Annotated in this window: 20 protein-coding genes; 6 read left to right on the top strand and 14 right to left on the bottom strand. The window is 60.5% G+C overall.

Translation table 11 applies throughout. The features are described 5' to 3' along the window. Positions 1-4: 4 nt before the first annotated feature. Positions 5-946, top strand: a complete 942-nt coding sequence (locus NYR54_RS08875) for a PfkB family carbohydrate kinase (RefSeq protein ID WP_261515275.1) — start codon at positions 5-7, stop codon at positions 944-946. Between the two features lie 46 nt (positions 947-992). Next, positions 993-1,967 carry a tagatose 1,6-diphosphate aldolase gene (locus tag NYR54_RS08870; RefSeq protein ID WP_261515274.1) on the top strand — a complete coding sequence of 325 codons (975 nt, stop codon included), beginning with the start codon at positions 993-995 and terminating at the stop codon, positions 1,965-1,967. Between the two features lie 129 nt (positions 1,968-2,096). Here the strand turns inward: NYR54_RS08870 and NYR54_RS08865 are convergent, their stop codons facing one another. The 6 genes from NYR54_RS08865 to araD form a co-directional block, all read right to left on the bottom strand. Then, on the bottom strand, positions 2,097-3,578 hold the full coding sequence (locus NYR54_RS08865; protein WP_261515273.1) for a tripartite tricarboxylate transporter permease: 1,482 nt from the start codon (positions 3,576-3,578) through the stop codon (positions 2,097-2,099). A gap of 1 nt (position 3,579) precedes the next feature. Continuing rightward, positions 3,580-4,071 carry a tripartite tricarboxylate transporter TctB family protein gene (locus NYR54_RS08860; protein WP_261515272.1) on the bottom strand — a complete coding sequence of 164 codons (492 nt, stop codon included), beginning with the start codon at positions 4,069-4,071 and terminating at the stop codon, positions 3,580-3,582. 66 nt (positions 4,072-4,137) lie between these two features. Then, the gene (locus tag NYR54_RS08855; protein ID WP_261515271.1) at positions 4,138-5,076 is read right to left on the bottom strand and encodes a tripartite tricarboxylate transporter substrate binding protein; all 939 of its coding nucleotides are present in this window, start codon (positions 5,074-5,076) and stop codon (positions 4,138-4,140) included. A 50-nt stretch (positions 5,077-5,126) separates the two neighbouring features. Next, the gene (locus NYR54_RS08850) at positions 5,127-5,528 is read right to left on the bottom strand and encodes a cupin domain-containing protein (RefSeq protein ID WP_261515270.1); all 402 of its coding nucleotides are present in this window, start codon (positions 5,526-5,528) and stop codon (positions 5,127-5,129) included. Positions 5,529-5,538: 10 nt separating this feature from the next. Next, on the bottom strand, positions 5,539-6,726 hold the full coding sequence (locus tag NYR54_RS08845) for a mandelate racemase/muconate lactonizing enzyme family protein (RefSeq protein WP_261515269.1): 1,188 nt from the start codon (positions 6,724-6,726) through the stop codon (positions 5,539-5,541). 18 nt (positions 6,727-6,744) lie between these two features. Further along, on the bottom strand, positions 6,745-8,466 hold the full coding sequence (araD, locus tag NYR54_RS08840) for an L-arabinonate dehydratase (protein ID WP_261515268.1): 1,722 nt from the start codon (positions 8,464-8,466) through the stop codon (positions 6,745-6,747). A gap of 176 nt (positions 8,467-8,642) precedes the next feature. Between araD and NYR54_RS08835 the strand changes: the two genes are divergently transcribed. Together NYR54_RS08835 and NYR54_RS08830 are read left to right on the top strand one after the other, a co-directional pair. Then, the gene (locus NYR54_RS08835) at positions 8,643-9,593 is read left to right on the top strand and encodes a dihydrodipicolinate synthase family protein (RefSeq protein WP_261515267.1); all 951 of its coding nucleotides are present in this window, start codon (positions 8,643-8,645) and stop codon (positions 9,591-9,593) included. A 10-nt stretch (positions 9,594-9,603) separates the two neighbouring features. Further along, positions 9,604-10,335 (top strand): FadR/GntR family transcriptional regulator, encoded by a 732-nt coding sequence (locus tag NYR54_RS08830; protein WP_261515266.1) that lies wholly within the window; start codon positions 9,604-9,606, stop codon positions 10,333-10,335. A gap of 148 nt (positions 10,336-10,483) precedes the next feature. Here NYR54_RS08830 and NYR54_RS08825 read toward each other — a convergent pair whose 3' ends face one another. The 4 genes from NYR54_RS08825 to NYR54_RS08810 all read right to left on the bottom strand — a co-directional run bounded on the left by NYR54_RS08825 (position 10,484) and on the right by NYR54_RS08810 (position 14,042). Beyond that, a complete protein-coding gene (locus tag NYR54_RS08825; protein ID WP_341484293.1) occupies positions 10,484-11,338 on the bottom strand; it encodes an ABC transporter permease in 855 nt (284 codons plus the stop codon). Between the two features lie 9 nt (positions 11,339-11,347). Next, a complete protein-coding gene (locus tag NYR54_RS08820) occupies positions 11,348-12,448 on the bottom strand; it encodes an ABC transporter substrate-binding protein (RefSeq protein WP_261515264.1) in 1,101 nt (366 codons plus the stop codon). A 145-nt stretch (positions 12,449-12,593) separates the two neighbouring features. Beyond that, positions 12,594-13,583, bottom strand: a complete 990-nt coding sequence (locus NYR54_RS08815; RefSeq protein WP_261515263.1) for a PQQ-dependent catabolism-associated beta-propeller protein — start codon at positions 13,581-13,583, stop codon at positions 12,594-12,596. A 30-nt stretch (positions 13,584-13,613) separates the two neighbouring features. Then, on the bottom strand, positions 13,614-14,042 hold the full coding sequence (locus NYR54_RS08810; protein ID WP_261515262.1) for a cupredoxin domain-containing protein: 429 nt from the start codon (positions 14,040-14,042) through the stop codon (positions 13,614-13,616). A gap of 132 nt (positions 14,043-14,174) precedes the next feature. On the opposite strand from NYR54_RS08810, the gene NYR54_RS08805 reads away from it, so the two are divergent. Further along, positions 14,175-14,948: an ABC transporter ATP-binding protein gene (locus NYR54_RS08805; protein ID WP_261515261.1), complete on the top strand. Its 774-nt coding sequence runs from the start codon at positions 14,175-14,177 to the stop codon at positions 14,946-14,948. An 88-nt stretch (positions 14,949-15,036) separates the two neighbouring features. Here the strand turns inward: NYR54_RS08805 and NYR54_RS08800 are convergent, their stop codons facing one another. The 4 genes from NYR54_RS08800 to NYR54_RS08785 all read right to left on the bottom strand — a co-directional run bounded on the left by NYR54_RS08800 (position 15,037) and on the right by NYR54_RS08785 (position 19,248). Continuing rightward, a complete protein-coding gene (locus tag NYR54_RS08800; protein WP_261515260.1) occupies positions 15,037-15,795 on the bottom strand; it encodes an ABC transporter ATP-binding protein in 759 nt (252 codons plus the stop codon). A gap of 105 nt (positions 15,796-15,900) precedes the next feature. Continuing rightward, positions 15,901-16,929 carry an ABC transporter substrate-binding protein gene (locus NYR54_RS08795; protein ID WP_261515259.1) on the bottom strand — a complete coding sequence of 343 codons (1,029 nt, stop codon included), beginning with the start codon at positions 16,927-16,929 and terminating at the stop codon, positions 15,901-15,903. A 279-nt stretch (positions 16,930-17,208) separates the two neighbouring features. Further along, a complete protein-coding gene (locus NYR54_RS08790; RefSeq protein ID WP_261515258.1) occupies positions 17,209-17,955 on the bottom strand; it encodes an ABC transporter permease in 747 nt (248 codons plus the stop codon). 297 nt (positions 17,956-18,252) lie between these two features. Next, positions 18,253-19,248, bottom strand: a complete 996-nt coding sequence (locus NYR54_RS08785) for an SMP-30/gluconolactonase/LRE family protein (protein WP_261515257.1) — start codon at positions 19,246-19,248, stop codon at positions 18,253-18,255. Between the two features lie 349 nt (positions 19,249-19,597). Between NYR54_RS08785 and NYR54_RS08780 the strand changes: the two genes are divergently transcribed. After that, on the top strand, positions 19,598-20,116 hold the full coding sequence (locus tag NYR54_RS08780) for a QcrA and Rieske domain-containing protein (RefSeq protein ID WP_261515256.1): 519 nt from the start codon (positions 19,598-19,600) through the stop codon (positions 20,114-20,116). Positions 20,117-20,146 lie beyond the last annotated feature (30 nt).

Raw genomic sequence — 20,146 nt, 5'->3', positions numbered from 1 at the left:
GGCCATGACACGCTTCCCTCCGCGATGGTGCGAAAACACGCCCGATCTCATTTGCCTCGGCCTGTCGGCCCTTGACTATGTATGGACAGTCGAAACGTTCGCCGATCCCGGCGGCGGCAAGGTGCGTGCATCCGATTTCAGGACCATCGGCGGCGGCATGGCTGCGACAGCAGCCGTCACGGCTGCCCGGCTCGGTGCTCGCGTGCAATTCTGGGGAAGAGCCGGCGACGACACTCATGGTCATCTGATGCGGCGTGACCTGGAAGAGCGGAAGGTGGACGTCTCCAACTTCCGGCTCTTTCCTGGCGCCCGCTCGTCCATTTCCGGGGTCATCGTCGACGCCCGGGGGGAACGCCAGATTGTCAACTTCCGCGGCGCGAACCAGCCAACCGATCCGGGATGGCTACCCCTCACAGAAATCGGAGAGGCAGGCGCGGTGCTGGCAGACCCGCGCTGGCCGGAAGGTGCCGCGGCAGTCTTTGCCGCCGCGCGCGAGAAAGGCGTTCCCACGGTGCTCGATGCGGATGTGGCGGATCCGGAAGTGTTCGACCTTCTCTTACCTCTGACTGATCATGCCGTCTTTTCCAAACGGGCACTCGAGGTATATGCCCGCAACGCGCCAGATCCGCTGGCAAAGATCGAGGCCTATGGCTGCAGGATCGCAGCGGTCACGGAAGGTAGTAAAGGCGTTACGTGGCGCGAGCACGGTCAGACCTGCCATCAGCCCGCATTCCCTGTGCGCTCTGTAGACACCACTGGCGCGGGCGATGTCTTCCACGGCGCCTACGCCTTTGGCCTCGCGGCCGGAGCGCCGATCGCCGAGGCCTTTACGTTCGCCTCTGCCGCCGCAGCCCTGAAATGCACAAAGCCTGGCGGCCGTGACGGGATTCCCACATTGGACGAAACGCTTCATCTATGGAGAACTGCGCATGAGCACGATCGGTAAGAATCGCGGCCTCACTCGGCTGGCCGATGAGGACGGATACTTCACGATGGTGGCGCTGGATCAGCGGCCGCCACTGATCGCTGCCATCGCAAAGGCGAAGTCCATCGCACCGGAGGCGGTGACCTTTGCCGACATGCTTTTGGTGAAGCGTCTGCTGGTGAAGGCGTTGGGCAAAGATGCAAGCTCCATGCTCCTTGACCCGAACTTTGCCATCCCCGCCGCGATCGATATTCTTCCGTCCAAAACCGGGTTGGTCGTGACCCTTGAGGATCACCGCTTCGAGGAGACACCGGGCGGTCGCAAGTCGCGCGCCATCGACAATTGGAGCGTCGAGAAAATCCGGCGCATTGGCGGAGACGCCGTCAAGGTGCTTGCCTGGTACCGGCCTGACGCAAGCGAGGACGTTATCGCCCATCAGCAGGCGTTCGTGCGCGCCGTCGGGGCGGAATGCCGCCGCTATGATATCCCTTACGTGCTGGAACTTTTGGTCTACCCCTTTCCTGCGAGCGCTGCCCACACCACCGACTATGTGGAAGCCCCGGACAAGAAAGCAGATCTGGTGATCGAAAGCGTTCGCGAGTTCGCCAAACCGGAATACGGCGTCGATCTATTCAAGCTGGAAGCTCCCTTGCCTGCCGCTTCACTGCCGGCGATGGATGGGAGTTCGGCAGCAAAAATCGCTGCTAGTGCATTTGAAGAGATCGGCAACATCTGCCGGCAAGCCGGCATCCCTTGGGTGCTGCTGTCAGGAGGGGCTACCCCGGTACAATTCCATCGCGTGCTCAGCTACTCCTATGCTGCCGGCGCGCAAGGGTTTCTGGCAGGTCGGTCGATCTGGCTCGACGCAGTGCAGGATCATTTTCCCGATGAGCGCGCCGTTCTGACTGCACTCAGCGAAGACGGCCGGAAGCGACTTCGTGATCTCACAGCGCTGACACGGGAGAAAGCCGATCCGTGGCGGGGGGATTTCAGAACCTCCGATTTCACCTTTGAAGGCGATTTCGCAGCGCGCTACGCCTGATCGAGCTTTTCTGCCACGTAGCTGGTTCGTGCCGACGGCTGGGTATTTGCAGCCTTTGTGTTGGAGATCGCAATCACGCGATCTCCAATACCTTAGTGGGGCGGATTCCGAGTACCGCTTGGCGGGGCCTCAGGCAGCTCGCCGAGAGCGCATCAGCGAACTCGCCCCGTAGAACAGAAGCGCCACCGCTATCACCAGAAGAACACCGGAAATCGGCCGTGTAACGAAGGGCAGCAGATCTCCCTCAGAATACATGAGCGCGCGCCTGAGATTGGTCTCGAAAATGGGACCGAGCACGAAACCCAGCACCATCGGCGCCAGCGGGAAACCGTAGCGCTCCAGAAGGTAGCCCAACACGCCGAACCCGAGCATGAGCCACACGTCAAACAGCCGGTTATCGGCCGCATAGGTGCCCACTACCATGAGCATGGCAAGCACCGGCAGAAGATAGTGCCGCGGGACAAGAAGGACGCGCGGGAATATCCTGATCGTTGCGAGCTGGACAATGAGGAGCAGCAGCGTGGCGACCAGGAAGGCGGCGTAGATCATCGCCACCACGTCAGGGGCGTTCTGGAACAGCAGCGGCCCCGGCTGCAATCCGTGAATGGTGAAGCCGCCGATCAGGATCGCCGTCACGCCGTCGCCGGGAATGCCGAGCGTGATCAACGGCAGAAGCGCACCGCCGATACTGGCGTTGTTTGCGGACTCGGACGCATAAACGCCAGCGATAGCGCCCTTTCCGAATTCCTCCGGGTTCTTGGACGCCTGCCGCGCAGCGCCGTAGGCCACAAGATTGGAGGCGGCCCCGCCGATGCCGGGTAGCACGCCGATGCCGATGCCGATCGCGCTGGAGCGCAGCATGTTGCCTATGTTAGCGACGAATTCGGATAAGCGCACGCCCGTGCCCCGGATATCGAAATTCTGGCGCACGCGGACGGATTTTTCCGTGGCCTCGCGGATAAGCTGGGAGACGGCGAAGAGGCCCACCATAAAGGGCACGATCCCGATGCCACCCATGAGATCCACCACACCGAAGGTGAAACGCTGCGTCCCGCCGATCGGCGCGAAGCCCACAGTGGCAACTGCCAAGCCAAGGAAGGCGGTGGCCAGTCCCTTGAGCAGGTTTGCCTGCGAGAGCACGATCACCAACATGAGCGCGGCAAGCGTCAGCATCGCATATTCGTGCGCGCCAAAACGGATGGCGAATCGAGAGAGCATGGGGGCAAAGGCGACAAGCACCGCAAGGCTTATCAGCCCGCCGACCGCGCTCGCGATCATGCCTGTCGCTAGCGCCTTCGTGGCTTCGCCCTTACATGCCAGCGGGTACGCGTCGAACGTCGTGGCGATGGAGGAAGGCGTGCCCGGGATGCGCAGCAATGTGGCAGCCACAAGCCCGCCGGAAATTCCGCCGATATATGTGGCCACCAGCATGGCAAGCCCCATATCGGGCTCCATCGAGAAGGTGATAGGCAGAAGGATCGCGACGGCCATCGTGGCGCTCAGCCCCGGCAATGCACCGAAGAAGAGGCCGAGCAAAAGCCCCGCGGTGAGGATGAGCAGCGTCAGTGGCTGGGCGAGCTGCAGCAGATTGTCAAGGAAAGGCTGATACATCTCAAAGCATCCACACGCCGGGAAGCGGAATACCGATAAGACCGGTAAGGAAACCGCCGACAGCGATCGTCAGCAACGCGGCAAGGCCTATGCTTATCAGAGCTCCCCTTAGCGTCCGCGGCCCTAAAACTATCATTCCGAACGCGAGCAACAGGAAGGTCGCCGGCGTGAAACCCAGGCGCTCGAACAGCGCGACATAGGCAACCAGTGCAACGGCAAGCGCTATCCGCACTGGCAATGCCGGCGGGTCCACCATGACGCTGCTGCCTGCCGCTTCCGGCTCTGTATCAGCGCTGGCCGAGGCCGGCGCGGCACCGGGGCGTATGACAAGCAAAAATCCGATTACAGCCATACCGGCCGCGAGAAGGTAGGGTAGAAGCTTCGGCCCCGGATCCCCCATTCCGGCAAACGGCGCTTCCACGCCGTGAACTGCAAGGAACATCCCTGCCGCAAAGACGATAAAGGCAAGACCAAAGGAACGGTCCACAGTCATAGCGGTTGCTCCGTCGCAGGGCAGCAGCGGCGCGGCTCAGGACCGCGCCGTCACTGAAGCCGCAGCTCAGTCGATCAGGGACTGCACGAATTCAAGCTCCTCCTTGAGGAACTCGGCGGTCTCTTCCGGGCCTCGAATGGAGGGAACCTGGCTCGCCTTCTCCAGCGCTTCCGCGTATTCCGGATCCGCCTTCATCTCCTCGAGCACCGCTTTGAACGCCTCGACAGCCTGCGGGTCCATCTCGCCCGGTCCATAGATGGTGAAAACCAGAGGGAAGGAGATGTCGACACCTTGCGACGCCGTGGTCGGCCATTCGGGGACGAAGGGGTCGGGGTTCTTGTTGATGACCGCGAGCACCTTCATCTGCCCGCTTTCGACATACTGTTTGGCGTTGGCCACGCTCATGCTGATCACGTCCACCTGCTCGCCAAGCAGAGCTGTTATGCGGTCGGACTCGCCGCCGGCGTCGACGATACGCATCGCGCCGTCCGCAGCCTTGTTCAGCGCATCGCCTTTGATCTGCGTCGTACCCCCAAGCTGCGAGCCAACCGTCACCTGACCCGGATTGGCCCTTGCATATTCAACAAGCTCCGGCACGGTCGAATAGGGTGCGTCGGCCCTTACGGCATAGACGTCGTTATAGTCGGCCGTGGTTGCGAGCGGGGTGAACGCCGTGTACGGGAACGGCGACTGGCCGAACTCGTTGGTCGTGTGCAGTGCGGCATGCCACACATACAGCATGCTGCCATCTTTCGGTCCGGTCGCAAGCGTCTGAGCGGCCACCACGCCGCCGCCGGCGGCCTGGTTCACCACCGCGACACTCGCGTTCGAATGCCGCTGGAAGTATTCGGCGAAGAGGCGCGCGTTCACGTCCGTGGAACCGCCCGGATTGGCGGGCACCAGCAGGCGCACCGAAGAAACAGGATAGTCGGCAGCCTGAGCTGCAAAGGCAAAGGCAGCGGCGGCAAGCGCCAAGCTCGTCAGTCGTAGAGATTTGAGATTCATTTCGTTTCCTCCTGCTTTCGAATCCTACCCATGCCGGGTCGGAAAAGCCTTCACCGGGCATCATTCTCCGAGAAAGCTCCGAGATCGGGGTTGGCGTCCCGGAATTCATGCTGGAAGCCGTCCACGTTGAAGACGGCCACCACGGTGTCCTCCTCCAGCGCCAGCGGCGAATGGACCAACCCCTTCGGGATCATGGTGCCTTCCAGCGGCCCCATTTCGAGCGAAGGTCCACCCTCGACATCGATCCGAAGCCTGCCTTTCAGGATCAGCCAGCCCTCGTCGCCATTGGTGTGGCGGTGCCATGGGAAGCGGCCCTCAACCCGCGCGATGCGTAGATTGTATTTCCCGTCGAGGCGGAAGACATTGAAGTTGGTGCGCGGCGGATGGCCTTCGAGCTTGTCCAGCACGTTGAAGACCTTCAGCGCGCCGAGGCCGTACTGTGTCTCACTCATCGCTTCCTCCTCAATCGGACACGTAGTTGGCGCCATGGGCCGGGCGCTCCCATTCGACCAAAGGCGCCCGCAGAGCCTCCAGGCGATCGCGATCTATCTCGAAGCCGAGGCCGGGTTTCGTCGGCACGATCAGGCGGGTGCCCTCGTAGATAAGCTTTTCCCTCACCACGTCGTCCACGTAGAGCAGCGGCCCCACCGGATCGCCCGCGTAATGCAGCGCCGGGACGACGGCAGCCAAATGCGCATTGGCGGCAGTGCCGATGCTCATCTCTTGGGTGGTGCTGATCAGGCATTTCAGGCCAGCCGCTTCCGCCAGGTCGAACAGCTTCTTGGCCTGGTATATGCCGCCGGACTGGATGGTGATGTTAAATACGTCGACCGCACCCGCTTTGATCATGCGCATGGCCTGGGCAAAGCTCGAGATGTGCTCGCTGATGTCCACCTCGACATGGCGGCGAAGCTCCGCCATGCCCTCATAGTCCTCGGCCCACACGGGGCTTTCGATCAGCTCGAAATTGTACTGCTTGAACCGCTCGTAGATACGCAGCGTCTCCTTCCAGTGGAAGTGGCCCTGGAAATCCAGCGCCTTCAGCTGCACGCGGTCACCGAAACGATCTCGGAAAGCCGCCAGGAACCGCTCGTCCTGCTCGAAGTCCACGCCGACATAGTAGCGGAAGCGGGTCACGCCCTCCTCGATGAGGTCCGCCATGTAGCCGAGATAACGTTCGGTATCGCTCTCCTTCTTGGCTTGGAAAACGGGGTAAGTGACCTCGAAAGAATCACGCACCTTGCCGCCGAGCAGCGTGTGCACCGGCACGCCGAGCGCCTTGCCGACGACATCGTAGAACGCCATTTCGATGCCCGCCGCGACCTGCGACGCGGGCGTGAAAGGCGGGTAGGTGTTCGCGTAGCGGAAATAGGCCGGCATGTAAGCAAGAAGCCGCTCGTGAAGGGCTGCTATCTGGAAGACATTCTGCCCTAACGCCACCTTCTCCAGCCCTATCCGGATCGCCTCTGGGTCAGGCATGTACATGCGGTAGCAGTCCAGATCCGAGATTTCGCCAACACCCACAATCCCGGCATCTGTGTCCAGTTCCAGCACGATGTGGGAGCTGATGGCGCCCGTGCGGCGCCGCGTCTGAACGGTGTGGAGGCGGATACCTGTAACGCGGATGTCATCGCGACTGTATTCTTGCATGTCGTTCGTTCCGTTTGTTCAGTGGATCTCGGGTTCCGGCAGCCTGGCGCCGGGCAACAGAAAGTCGAAGTCGCATCCTTCGTTGGCCTGAGAGACATGGGCGGCATAGAGCGCGCCAAAGCCACGAGGGAGGCGTTGGGGCGGAGGCATCCAGTCAGCGCGGCGCCTCGCAAGTTCCTCCTCGGGCACATCGAGGTGCAGCCTGCGCGCGTCGACGTCCACGTCGATCATGTCGCCGGTGCGTACAAGGGCGAGCGGCCCGCCGACATAGGCCTCGGGCGCCACATGTAGGATGCAGGCGCCGTAGGACGTGCCGCTCATGCGTGCATCGGAGATGCGTAACATGTCGCGCACGCCCGCCTTCACCAGTTTCCTTGGGATGGGCAGCATACCCCACTCTGGCATGCCTGGCCCGCCCAGAGGCCCCGCGTTCTTCAGCACCAGTACGTGATCGGGCGTGACCTCGAGATCCTCGCGCTCGACGGCCTCGGCCATCTCGTCATAGCCCTCGAAGACAATCGCCGGGCCGCGGTGTTTGAGCAGCCGCGGCTCCGCGGCCGACGGCTTTATCACCGCACCCGCAGGCGCAAGATTGCCATAAAGGATCGCCGTTCCGCCCTGAGGAAAGACAGGCCGATCGAGGGGACGGATCACGTCCTCGTTCCAGATCTGCGCGCCCTTGATCGCCTCGCCGAGCGGAATGCCGGCGACCGTCTGGCAGGAAAGATCGAGATGCGGCGACAACATGCTCATCAAGGCCCGCAGCCCGCCGGCATAATAGAAATCTTCCATGAGATAGGCGCCCGACGGGCGGATGTTCGCGACGACCGGCACCTTCCGCGAAATCTCGTCGAAACGGTCGAGGCCGAGCGGAATACCGGCCCGACGCGCAATGGCGATGATGTGGATGATGCCATTGGTCGATCCGCCCAGCGCCTGGTGTACGGCGATGCCGTTGTCCACCGCGCGCGGCGTAATGATGCGATCCGGGGTCAGGTCTTCCCAAACCATCTCGACGATGCGCCTCCCGGCGGCCGAGGCCATGCGCGAGTGGTTGGAATCCGGAGCCGGGATGGAGGATGCCCCAGGCAGAGTCATGCCCATGGCTTCGGCCACCGACATCATCGTGGCGGCCGTGCCCATGGTCATGCACGTGCCGAAGGAGCGCGCGATACCGTTCTCGACGTCAGCCCAGTCGCGTTCCGAGATCAGCCCAGCGCGCAGATCGTCCCAGTATTTCCAGGTGTCGGAACCCGATCCCAGATAGCCGCCACGTAGATTCCCGCGCAACATCGGTCCCGCTGGAACGAAGACCGAGGGCAGACCGGCCGAGATGGCGCCCATGAGAAGCGCGGGTGTGGTCTTGTCGCAGCCGCCGAGCAGCACCATGCCGTCGACGGGATAACTGCGGCCAAGTTCCTCCACCTCCATGGCAAGCAGGTTGCGATAGAGCATGGTTGACGGCTTCTGATAGGTCTCGGCGAGCGAGATGGCCGGCATTTCGACAGGGAACCCGCCCGCCTGCCATACGCCGCGCTTTACCTCTTCGGCGCGAGCGCGCAGATGCGTGTGGCAAGGGTTGATGTCGGACCAGGTGTTGATGATCGCGATGACGGGCTTGCCGGCGAAATCCTCGCGGTCATAGCCGATCTGCTTCAACCGCGAACGGTGGCCGAACGAACGCAGATCGTTCACGCCAAACCATCGATGACTTCTGAGCTCTTCCGGCTTCTTGGGCACGTCGTCACCTCCCCGTTCGGAGCTCTAGTACGACAAACTCCTGTGCTGGTCAATTAGTCATACAAATCTACAGTTGGTATGATTGATATTGATCCTTCAGGCGACGGTGTATAGGATGCCGGCGGCTGACCCTTGGGGGTTGCGACTTACGGAACGCAAGAGAAACGGAGCGGGATATGCGTCAACAGCGCCTGGAACTGGCAGACTTCCGGAAATCTGTGGTGGCCGTGCCGCCTGTGGCCTGGACCGAAAGCCTGGAACTCAACCCGGCTGCCAACGCCGCTCTTGTCCGACACATCGAAGCTGGTGGCATCAGCATCCTGCTCTACGGCGGCAACGCCAATCTCTACCACATCGACCTCGGCCGCTTCCGCGCTCTTCTCGATCTCCTGCGTGAGACCGCGGGGCCCTCAACGGCGGTTATCCCGTCCATCGGTCCGGATTTCGGCAAGATGCTCGACCAGGCGCCAATCGTGCGCGACAAGGGTTTTTCCGACGTTATGGTGCTGCCGACCGCGTTTCCGGCGAGAGCCGCAGGCATCGAGCGCGGCGTAGGTCTCGTGGCCGAGGCGCTCGGTTTCGGCGTTATCCTCTACATCAAGCAAAACAACTATATCGAGCCCGACCAGCTCGAGCGGATGGTGAAGGCAGGCTCGGTGCGCTTCGTCAAATATGCAGTGGAGCGTGCCAACCCGGAAGGCGACACCTATTTGTCTGACATAGTCGCCGCCATTGGAGCAGAGCGCGTGGCAAGCGGCATGGGCGAACGGCCCATCCATTCGCACCTGATGACTTACGGACTTGCCACCTACACATCCGGGGCGGTCTGCATTGCACCTGCCGCCGCACTCGCCACCCTCCACGCATATCGCGCCGGAGACTTGGAGACCGCCGAGAGGCTGCGCGCGCCTTTCCTGGAATTCGAACGGCAGCGCGCGGAGATCGATGGCTTCGGCGTCATGCATGACGCCGTCACGCTCTCGGGCATCGCGGACATGGGGCCAATCCTGCCGCTGCTTGCCAATATTGCAAAGGACAAGCACGAGACAGTCGCAAAATGCGTGAAGGATTTGCTAGACCTCGAACAGGCCTGTCGAGCGGAGGGCGGGCAGAATTCGAAAGTGTGAGAGACGGAGGATGGCAAGAAGTTTTCAGGCCCAGCCTGACGAAAACTCTGGCGCATTGGATTCAAGCCGCTCGCTGAGCGATCGCGTTTACGAGGAAATCTATCGCCGCATCTCCTGCGACGAGTGGGTTAAGGGTGACCGGCTGCCGACAGAGGTGGAGCTTGCGGAACAGTTCGGCGTCTCGCGAACGGTGGTGCGCGAGGCGCTGCTTCGGCTGCGCATAGACGGGCTGATCACCAGCCGACCGGGCGCCGGCAGCTTCGTCACTGGCAAACCAAGCCGCACCGTATTCGAATTCGCCCGGCCGGGCAGCATCGCCGACATTCAACGCTGCTACGAGTTCCGGGTCGGCATAGAGGGCGAGTCTGCCTTTCTGGCTGCCGAGCGGCGCTCGCAGAAACGCCTGGAGGACATCGAAAACGCGTTGAAGGCTATGGATGCCGCCATCAAACGGAACGATCTCGGTGCTGAAGAAGACATCGGCTTTCATCTCTCCGTCGCCCGGGCGACCGAGAACGATTACTACGCAAAGACGATCGAGGTGACGACGCAGGCAATCCGCGTCGGCATGCAGGTGGCGAGCGCTCTCTCCCCCCTCCCGCCGGCGGAGCGCCTCATGCTCGCATATACTGAGCACATGTCCATCTTCGAGGCGATTAGCGACGGAGACAGCGAGGCTGCCCGAGCGCGCATGCGCGCCCACATCGAGAGCTCACGCAGACGCGTTTTCGTCGGCACGTAGGTGTTGGAACAGTACCGCTAAGAAACGGCCAGTATGAAGGCCAGCCACGGCAGGGGACGGTATGATCCGGCGGACAGCGAGAGGTGCTTACCACCGTTCTAAGCGCCTATACCACGCGCGTGGGTTGGAAGCATATTAGGAGCAACATTTAGGCCTCCATGCCGCCGCGCCTACGGATGAGGCCACGCTGCGGGTCGTAGCCGATCACGGAGAGCAGAAAGCAAAGTATGCTCATCCCCACAACCACCGCCAACGATTGCACATTCAACTGACCGTAGGCCGCGAAGCGGATCAGCTCGACGGCGTGCGTAAACGGGTTCACGAGCGCGATCTGGTAAAGATATTCCGCTCCGCTTTCCCGCACTTTCCATAGCGGATAAAGAGCTGTGGAGATGAAGAACATCGGGAAAATGACGAAATTCATCGTACCGGCGAAATTTTCCAGCTGCCGGACATAAACTGAAAGAAGAAGGCCGATTGCACCCAGCATAAGCGCCGCGGCAATGAGCGCAGGAAGCACGCGCCAATACCCCGAGGCCGGCAATTCCGCTCCAAACAGCCACGCAACCAGGAGGAATGCATAGCCCTGCAGGGTCGAGAGTGCCGCACCGCCCATCAGCTTGCACAGAAGCAGATACCAGCGCGGCAGCGGAGCAGTCAGCAGCAGTCGCATCGTCCCCATTTCTCGGTCGTACACGAGCGACAGCGACGACTGCATGCTGTTGAACAGCAGGACCATGCCCAGGAGCCCCGGGATCATATACTCCTGGTAGGTGATGTAGGTCCTGTAGGGCGGGATGATCGACACGCCGAGAATGTTGTGGAAGCCGGCGGCAAAGGCGACCAGCCACAGGGCCGGCCGCACCAGTGCGGAGAAGAGCCGGCCATACTGGTGAGTGAACTTGACGACTTCACGGCGCACTATGGCTCTGAGCGCGGAGAAGGCGTGGGCGCTTTTCATTGGCTTATCGAAACTGTACTGTTCGAGGCCTTCGGCTTTCAGGTTCCCGGACTAGAACTGACATGCCGTCTCCGGCTCGTCCACGCCCAGCGTATCGAGCTCGTTGGTCTGATGCAGGAAACCCTCGAGCGGCGCGCGGGCAATAACCGCATTTCCAACGGTCAGGAGAATGGGCTGGCGGATCTGGTGGTCCCAGCTGCGCACACTGAGCGGATTGCCCTTGAAGCCGTCAATGGTTAGGCGCTCTCCCAGCAAGTAATCCTTCACCGGCTGAAAATCCGTCGATTTGCTGCGCAGAACCGATTGGACGACTGCCTTAATGGCAGTCCATGCCGCCCAGTCCTCTCCGGCCATGCGCCTTCCGGCCGCCTTTTCAAAGCGGCTGTTGAGCTGGGGAGCGCCATGCCTCTCCCAACTCCAATGCCAAGCCGATGGAACCAATCCCGCAGCTCCGACGACAGGGCGAGGCAACTGGGTGGCGTACGGAACATAGCGCGCGAACTCGCCATCCGTATCGGCGACAAAGACGACATCGTAGTCCGCATCCGACGTCACAAGCGCCACGTTGCTTTGTTCGCGCTGGCGCGGATCGTTGGTAAGCTGGAACGGGCGAACCTCGACAATCTGGGCGCCGAAGCGCTGGGCCGCCCTCTCGACGGCCGCCACCATTTGGGCATCGCCCTCCAAGGGGCCCTGCAACACGAGGATCTTACGCCAGTTGCGGAAGGCCAGGTACTGGACCAGCGCATCCGCCAGCATGGTGTAGCTGGGGATGACATGGATCACATTCTCGCGGCAGCTCTCGCCGCGCAAAGCATCCTCGGGGGCCGCCACGTTGAAGATCATCATGTCCCGGTCGATGAGCGCGTCGGCAAGCTCCAGAAGCTGCGGCGCCGGCAGATCGGCCAAAATGAAGCCGACCCCCTGTTCGGACCAGGCCTGGGTGGCCGCAATCAGCTCTTCGATATTCTGCCCGCTCTTGCGTTCGATCGCGAAGTCGACGCCAATGACCTTCCCGATCTGCTCTGCGTCGGAGATGCCCACGGCCGTCGCGTCGAATGGTCTTCCAAGCGGCCTTACGGGTATCTCAGCCTCTGCGCGATCCTCGTCATAGCGAGGGTCGTCAGCAAGTTCCACATAGCCCATGAGCATCTTTACCGCCGGCGCGGCAGGCTCTTTCTGGGCGGGTTGCGGTACAGTCGCAGGAGGCGTGTTCTCCTGCGCTAGAGACGGCGGCGCTGACCCGAGAGCGAGTGAGCCGGCGAGGAGCACGCGAGAAATCGCAAAGATGTTTTCTCTAACCATCGATTCGTACCGTATGCGGCACCCGCCCCACCGGAATTGATTGAGTCACCTTCATCGACGGAACATCGATGATAGAGACATCGTCGCTTAGCCCATTGGTCACATACATTGTATTCTCATCCGGGCTGAGCGCGACACCCCAGGCGCGGCTGCCAACCAGCACATACTCCTTGATCTCCTTGGAGGCAGCGTCCACGCTGGCAATGTGATTAGCCCGGCCCAGCGTCACATAGACGGTTGACCCATCCTTGGTGATCTCCATGCCGACGGGTGTGACGTCCACCTGGCGGAAGCCTGGGGGAAGGAATTGCAGAGTATGGGTCACCTGGTTGGTGGCCCGGTCGATGATCGATACTTCTCCCGAAAGCTCGTCCGAGACCCACAATTCTTGCCCGTCGGGCGTGAGCACGAAGCGACGCGGGCGCGTGCCGACGATGATGTTGTCCGTCAGCGTTTGGGTCTCGGCGTCGATGACATGCACCATGTCGGCTACTTCCGATGTCACATAGACAGTCTTGCCATCGTCGCTGACCACCACGCCCTCTGGTTCGGCGCCGGTGGAGATTTCACCCACGATCACCTTTTCAGCCACGTCGATGATCTGCAGGCTGGAGTTCTCTTCGTTGGAGACGTAGATGAGGCTGTCATCCGGGCTGAAGTAAAAGACCTCCGGGCTTGGTCCGGTCGGGATATGGTCGACCACCTCCAAAGTCGCCACGTCGATGACGTCGATCACATCATCGTCGCCGCAGGCCACATAAAGCAGCGTGTTGTCGTTGTTGAAGCGCATGTCGCGCGGGCGGCGCGAGGTCTCGATCCATTTGACGATGCTGTAGTCCTTTGGATCGAGAACAGTGATGTTGTGCGTCTTCTCGTTGCTCACGAAGACAAGACCCGTCCCTGCGGAAAACGCAGGTACAGTCAGGCCAAACGTGGTCAGCAGCAGCGCTACGCAGGCATATCGGCGAATTTTGGAGATCAAGATTTCCTCCCGACCACAACTGTGGCGCAATTAGCGGACTACGAATTTTCCGAGCATTCCTCGTTCTTCGAAGCCATCCGCATAGAACTCGAAATCGCCAGGAACGATCGGGACGAACCAGACATCGGCCGTACCCTCGTCGTCGAACTCGACGCCGTAAATTCCGCCGCCAACGGGCTTGACCTCGATATCGTTGATGACGATCTGGTTTACCCAGGAATTACGGAAGAGTTCAGGCGCCTTGACCAGAAACTCCTCTCCACCCTGGCTCTGGATTTGCCAGCGATAGTATTTCCCGGTTTCGAGCTTGTATTCCTTGACGGAAAACGAAAGATCGGCGCCGAGCACGAGAGGTTCAAGGCGCTCCGGCTTAGAAGCCAAATTGCCTTCGGCATTGCCTGCGGCAACCGAGCTGAGGAGAGCGATAGCACACACAAGCAATGCTGTTGAAACCTTCATGTCAAATCCTCCGGGTTATGGGCGGCGAAATGATTGCTGAATTGGCCATACCATGCAAGTCTTGACTCTAGATCTTATTGGGACAGATGCACCCGTTACCTTGGTGCATCGGCTAAGAAACCCGGAGGTCGTATGCAGAAAGATGAAGAAGAAATGGCTGTTCTGTCGGTAGACGGCCTGCGGAAATCCTATGGATCTTTTCTTGCGCTGGACGGCGTTGCATTTGAGATGTACGTGGGGCAATTCGTAGCGCTTCTCGGGCCGAACGGAGCCGGCAAATCGACACTTCTGCAGCTTCTGACAGGCCTTTTCGCCCCCGACGCCGGAACCATCCGCATCCTCGGCCTGAATATCCGCACGCATCTGACGGAAGGGCTGGCAAAACTGGGTGTAGTGTTCCAACAACCCACGCTCGACCTCGAGCTGACAGTGGAAGCAAATTTGCGCTACCACGCGGATCTGCACGGTCTCCCGCGCAGCCTGGCGCGCAAGCGGATCGAGGAGCTCCTGAAGCGATTTGATCTCATCGATCGCCGGCATGACCGCGCTCGGACCCTGAGCGGAGGCAATCGCCGGCGCGTCGAGCTGGCCCGCTCTCTCCTGCATGAACCGAGCCTTCTTTTGATGGACGAGGCGACGGTGGGACTGGATCCGGCAAGCCGGAAGGACATACTGAACCGCATCCTGCAGATGAGGAAGGATGGGAAGCTGGGTGTCCTGTGGACGACCCATCTGGTGGACGAGGTTGAGGAAGCCGATCGTGTGATCGTGCTTAACCGGGGCCGCGTCCTCTTTCAGGGGACGCCGGCGGAACTCAGAAGGGAAGGTCAAGCCGAGACCATTGCCGAAGCCTTCCTGAAGCTGACGGGCTATTCCCAGGCCGTCCTCTCTGTCCCTGGATCGTAGGTGATACTCGCAATCCCAGTTTCATCCAAGCGCGTCTGGCGGGCGCCATCAGCCAGTCGGCATGCCCTTCTGCGGGGATAGAACGAGGCTACGATTTGTCCGGCTCTCCGGCGTAAAAATCCGAAGACGGGTCCTGCGTCACCATCTCGCGGATGCGGTCCCAGAGATATCGCCTCAGTTCGATATAGTCCCGCTGCATCTTGATGCTGTCGTCCCAGCGCGGGCGTGGCAAGGGGACATCCAGCGTCTCGACAATCCGGCCCGGCCGGGGTCCCATCAGAGCGATCTTGTCGGCCATGATGATCGCCTCGTCCACGCTGTGCGTTACGAAGAGGACAATTCCCCTGCGCTCGGACCAGAGTCGCATCATTTCCATCTGCATCAGCTCCCGGACCTGGGCGTCGAGGCTGGCAAACGGTTCGTCCATTAGGAGAATTTCCGGCTCCGTAACAAGAGCGCGCGCCAGAGCCGCGCGCTGCTTCATCCCTCCGGAAAGCTCGTGCGGATACACGTCGGCAAAGCGCGATAGGCCCACCAGCTTCAGATAGTGGTCCACCCGCTCTTTCCTTTCCGCCTCTCCGACACCCTGCAGGGAAAGTCCAAAGCCGACATTGTTCCGGACATTCAGCCAGGGAATGAGGCGGAAGGACTGGAAGACGAACCCGATCCGGGGGCCGGGTTTCGGCGGCTTGCCAAAGACGTGGACCTCGCCCGAATCCGGCTGGATGAGGCCGTTGATCATCCGGAGAAGCGTGGTCTTTCCGCAACCGGAAGGGCCCAACAGCGTAACAAAGGTATTAGCCGGCAGCTCGAGGGATACGTCCCTGAGCGCCTCGACCGGAGCCAAATCCTTCGCCCGCTTAAAGATCTTTGATACGTGTGAGACGACAACGGACGGGGTCGGGTTCATGATGCTGCCATCAAAAGCCCGTCTCGCCCGTCCGCCGCTGGTCTAGCGAATGTACTGATCCGCACCTTCGGCTGTGCCAAGCTTTTCCAGCGCCTCATCAATCACGGAAAAATCCACCCAGTCTTCAAGATTGATCTTTTGCACACCTTCGAAATCAGGGCTGTCATAGGCCCACTCTACCGTGTATTCTAGCTCCTGGCGGTTCAATCCACCGTTGATGCTCCAACTGTCGGCAAACGCCTCTGCCAGCGCTTCAAGATCCTCCCTGCTGACGTCATCACGCGCTTTCGCCATGGCCTCTATCCATTTGGCCGGATCGGCTGCGAAGTCTCGCGCCGCCGCAATCAGCGCGCGGGTCACCGCAACCACCTCGTCGCGTCGCTCCTGCAGCACCTCGTCCGTGACGACATTCACCTTCTGAACGACCGGGGCGGCGTTGTAGTAGTCATCCTGATTGATCAGGATGTGCAGCCCCTCCTTGTCTGGAAGGGAAAGCCATACGCCAATCGAAATGGTTGTGGCATCCACCTGTCCGGCAGCGAGTGCCTGAGCGCGAACATTGGGCTGCCCGATCCCCACGAAACTGAGGCTGTCGGTATCCACCCCGGCGGCTTGGAGCACTTTGGTGCTTAGAGTATGGTCCAAGCTGCCCAGCCGGCCGATGGCAAAGCTCCTGCCAGCAAGCTGCTGCGGGGTCTCGATCTCGGATTTCGCGGCGATGAGGAAGGGAAGCGCCTTGTTGGGGGAAAGCACGGCCTTGAGATCGAGCCGGTCCCGTGCGGCAAGCTGCAGCGCGGAATCGACGGAGATATTGGCCATCTCGCCCTCGCCGGCTTGCAGCGCGGCAATCGCCGAGGGCGTCTGTTGCACCCGGACCAGTTCAACATCAACGCCTTCACGTTCGAAATATCCGAGTTCCACCGCCAGATCCATGACGGAATTCGGAACGAGAGGTGTCGTGAGGTCCGTGACAATCAGACGGAAGGGTTCCGCTGCTGTTGCTTGCGCGGAAACCTGAAGTGCAGCTGCGGCAAGTAACCCGAGCTTGAGGTAACGGATGGCCCTAATCACTGTATCGCCTCCTCTTTTCAGAGTATCCTTGTCCCTATCGGACGAGGAGCCCTTCTCCGGCCGTTCCCCCGCACACGGAGCGAAAGAAGATCGGCTTCGCTGAATTCTCAAGCTTCCGGTAGAGCAATTTCCGGACGCAAATCCAACGCTTTACATGGCAATATGCCGTTAATCGCGACATAGGGTAGAGCCAAAACTCGCAGGAATTAGACCAAACCAGATAGGCCGTTCCGCAGGGATCGTCTCGCTGACCGGAAAACAAAATGGTTTCATGGAAGCCTAGTTCCCGGCAGTGACGCGCCAGCGGCTCGACCAGGCCTCGAGCGCCCTCAGGCCTTGGCTCACGAGACCTCCGATCAGGGAAAGCGCGAGTATCACAACGAAGTAGCGCGCCATTTGAAACGTGTTGCCATACAGGGCAAGCAGGCCGCCGAGACCGCTCGCTGCCGTATAGAGCTCCGCCACGACCGTGTTGATCAGACCAATGGTTGCGCCGATCCGCAGGCCGATCACCACAAAGGCGAGTGCGCCCGGAAGCATGATTCGCCAATAGATCTGGGAGCGGGATGCGCCCAAGGAGCGCGCCATCTCGATGAGTTCGGCATCGCTGTTGAGAATGCCGGAATAGGTACCGATCAGGATGGGAATGACCGCGCCAAGAAAGACGACGGCGATTTTCGCCTCGGCCCCCAGTCCGAGAAAGAGAATGATGAGCGGAATGAAGGCGACCCGCGGGGTCGCCATTAGGGCGTTCACATAAATGTCGAGGGTGCGGCCGAGATCGCGAATGCCCCCCATCAGCATTCCGATGGGAATTCCTACGAGCACGGCAAGGGCATAGCCGGTGGAGTAGACGGCGAGGCTGCTCAGCAGAGGTTCAAGAATTTTTCCGTCCCGGAGCAGATCCCTGGCGGCGAAGACCGTGTTGAGCGGAGTGGGAATGAGGTTCGGCCCCACTATGAGCGATACGGTCCACCAGATCAGGAGAAAGAGCCCGAAAGCCAGAAGACGGTAGACGGTGATCATCGAATCCCTGTGTCCGTGGTGCCGCGACTCGTATCGCTCGTGCAGAGCGCATTAGGCAAGGATGGTTCAAAGTGGACCATGCCGGACCGTCCCGCAACAGCCACAGGCCGGAAACCGCAAAGGCATGCTGAGCGAAGGGCAACAAGCAGCGAAGCTGCCGGATCGGCGCTATGCGGAGGGGCAGCCGTTACCGATCGCCCCATCCGGTACAGGAATGGTTGGCCGCCGTTCAGCGAGCTTTCCCGCCTCCCGGCAGGGACGGGTCGGGAGGACTCTCGCATCGCGGCGCATGCCCCTTCAGTTCTCCAGAGGGATAAGGGCGAGCGCGTTGTTGGTGTTCATCGGGACCACCAGCTGGTTGGCTCCTGCGTCGTAACACATGGATGCAGCGCTCGGGATCGCCGTGGCGATCAGTTCCGTCGTTCCATCTGGCGCAATACGGGCAATGCCTCCCTCACGGACGCTGCTGACATATTTCGTCCCATCCTCCATGATGACGATACCGTCGTTTCCCGCCTGCGCCGACTGCTCGGTCTTGAGAAGTTCTCCCTCTGGCGAGAAAGTGAGCACGTCTTTGTTGCCTATGTTCACGACAACGAGATTTCCTTCGCCGTCAATGGCGATGCCGTTAGGCAGATTGAGCGGATCGCCTTCGATAAGCACCGTTGACGTACCGTCCGGCGTGATTTTGAAGACCCGGAAGGTGGAGGGATCCGGGTTCTGTCCGCCAGCCGAGGTTTGCGTGGCATAGATCGTGCCGTCTTCCGCCACCTCGATATCGTTGAACCCTGGAGAACCCTCCGTCTTGATTTCTCCGGCGGGAGCGCCGGTCTCCATGTCGAACATGCGAATGACGGAAACCGTGGGCGTATTCTCGTCGGTTCCCCCGTCACGGTCCGCCACGTAGAGCTTGCCGTCGTGGATGTCGCTGCCGAAGGGATGATTCAGGACAAGTCCGTTACGGTTCACACCGATCCAGCGCGCGGTGTGAACTGAGCCGTCATGATTGATCAGGGATATGAAGCCGTCATTCGGTGCCTCATCCTGATCCGCCCCTCGATTGACAGCCACGATGAGATCCCGTGACTCATCATAGACGCAGCTTTCGGCGTTAACGATCGCGCCATAGACCTTCACATTGTCGGACATGGGCGTGTGCTCACCGTTAATCACCACCCCAAGCGGCTGCCCGGCTTCGAACGACTGATCGCCCTGATCGGCAGCCTGCTGTGCATGAACATATGCCGAACTTCCGAGCAGCAGACTAAGCATGGTCGAAACCAGATATTTCATGACAAATTCCTCCTGTTTCGGATTTTTGCCCGGCAATTGCGGATGCGAGCCCGATTCTCCACCGGTGAAGAAGCTGCATCATCGGCAACCTTCATGTTGCCATTAAAACGGGTATTTTGTGTAGAGTTTTGTGATTATTTTTTCACTTGAAGTAATCTGTTTCGCTTCTATAGTCTGTAAAATGTTGAAGGTTCATAGAACCTCTGATGCGGCTGTTACAGGAGTGAATCTCAGGATTCATGTAACTAATTCAGGATATTACCCATTGAAATCTCATTCAGATCGTCAAGCGCCTGCAGCATGCTGCTGTGGAGCGAATGTAAATCGCCGCTTGGTCGTCGGCGGAATTGTGGGCATTGCGGCAGCGCCCGCTCTCGCTCAGGGCGACGCGCCGAATGCGGAGGTCGCTTCTGCACCTCCCCAAGAGGGTGACTATCTGGTGCGTGCTAGCGGCGACGACCAGATCACGCCGCTGACGCCTGAGGACATCACGCCGAACTCGGCTCCCCTCCAGGCATGGCCGGCAGATTCCGCGACACAGACGGTTCGCAATGGCAGCTATCTGAATCTTCTTGTGCTAACCCGGTGGGACCCCGCTGTCCTCAGCCCGGAAGGGCAGGAGTACGCGGCTGGTGGCGTGGTCGCACAGAGCGCAATCTGCACACATGAGGGCTGCGAGGTCACGGGTTGGGTGGCGGAGAGCTTCTGGATGGAGTGTCCCTGCCACCTGTCCCGCTTCGATCCCCGGCAAAATGGTGCAGTGATGCAGGGGCCTGCGGTGCGTAAGCTGCCGGCTCTGAAGCTCAAGCTGGAGGAAGACAAGATCGTCGTTGCTGCTGCTTTCGACGGACGCGTGGGCGGGGGGTGAAGTTCCGGTTCATTCCGGTTGAATGCTCAC

This window comes from Chelativorans petroleitrophicus (assembly GCF_025398195.1).
Classification (GTDB): Bacteria; Pseudomonadota; Alphaproteobacteria; order Rhizobiales; family Rhizobiaceae; genus Chelativorans; species Chelativorans petroleitrophicus.
Note: the sequence above shows the minus strand (reverse complement) of the source record. Positions and strands in the feature narration are given on the sequence as shown.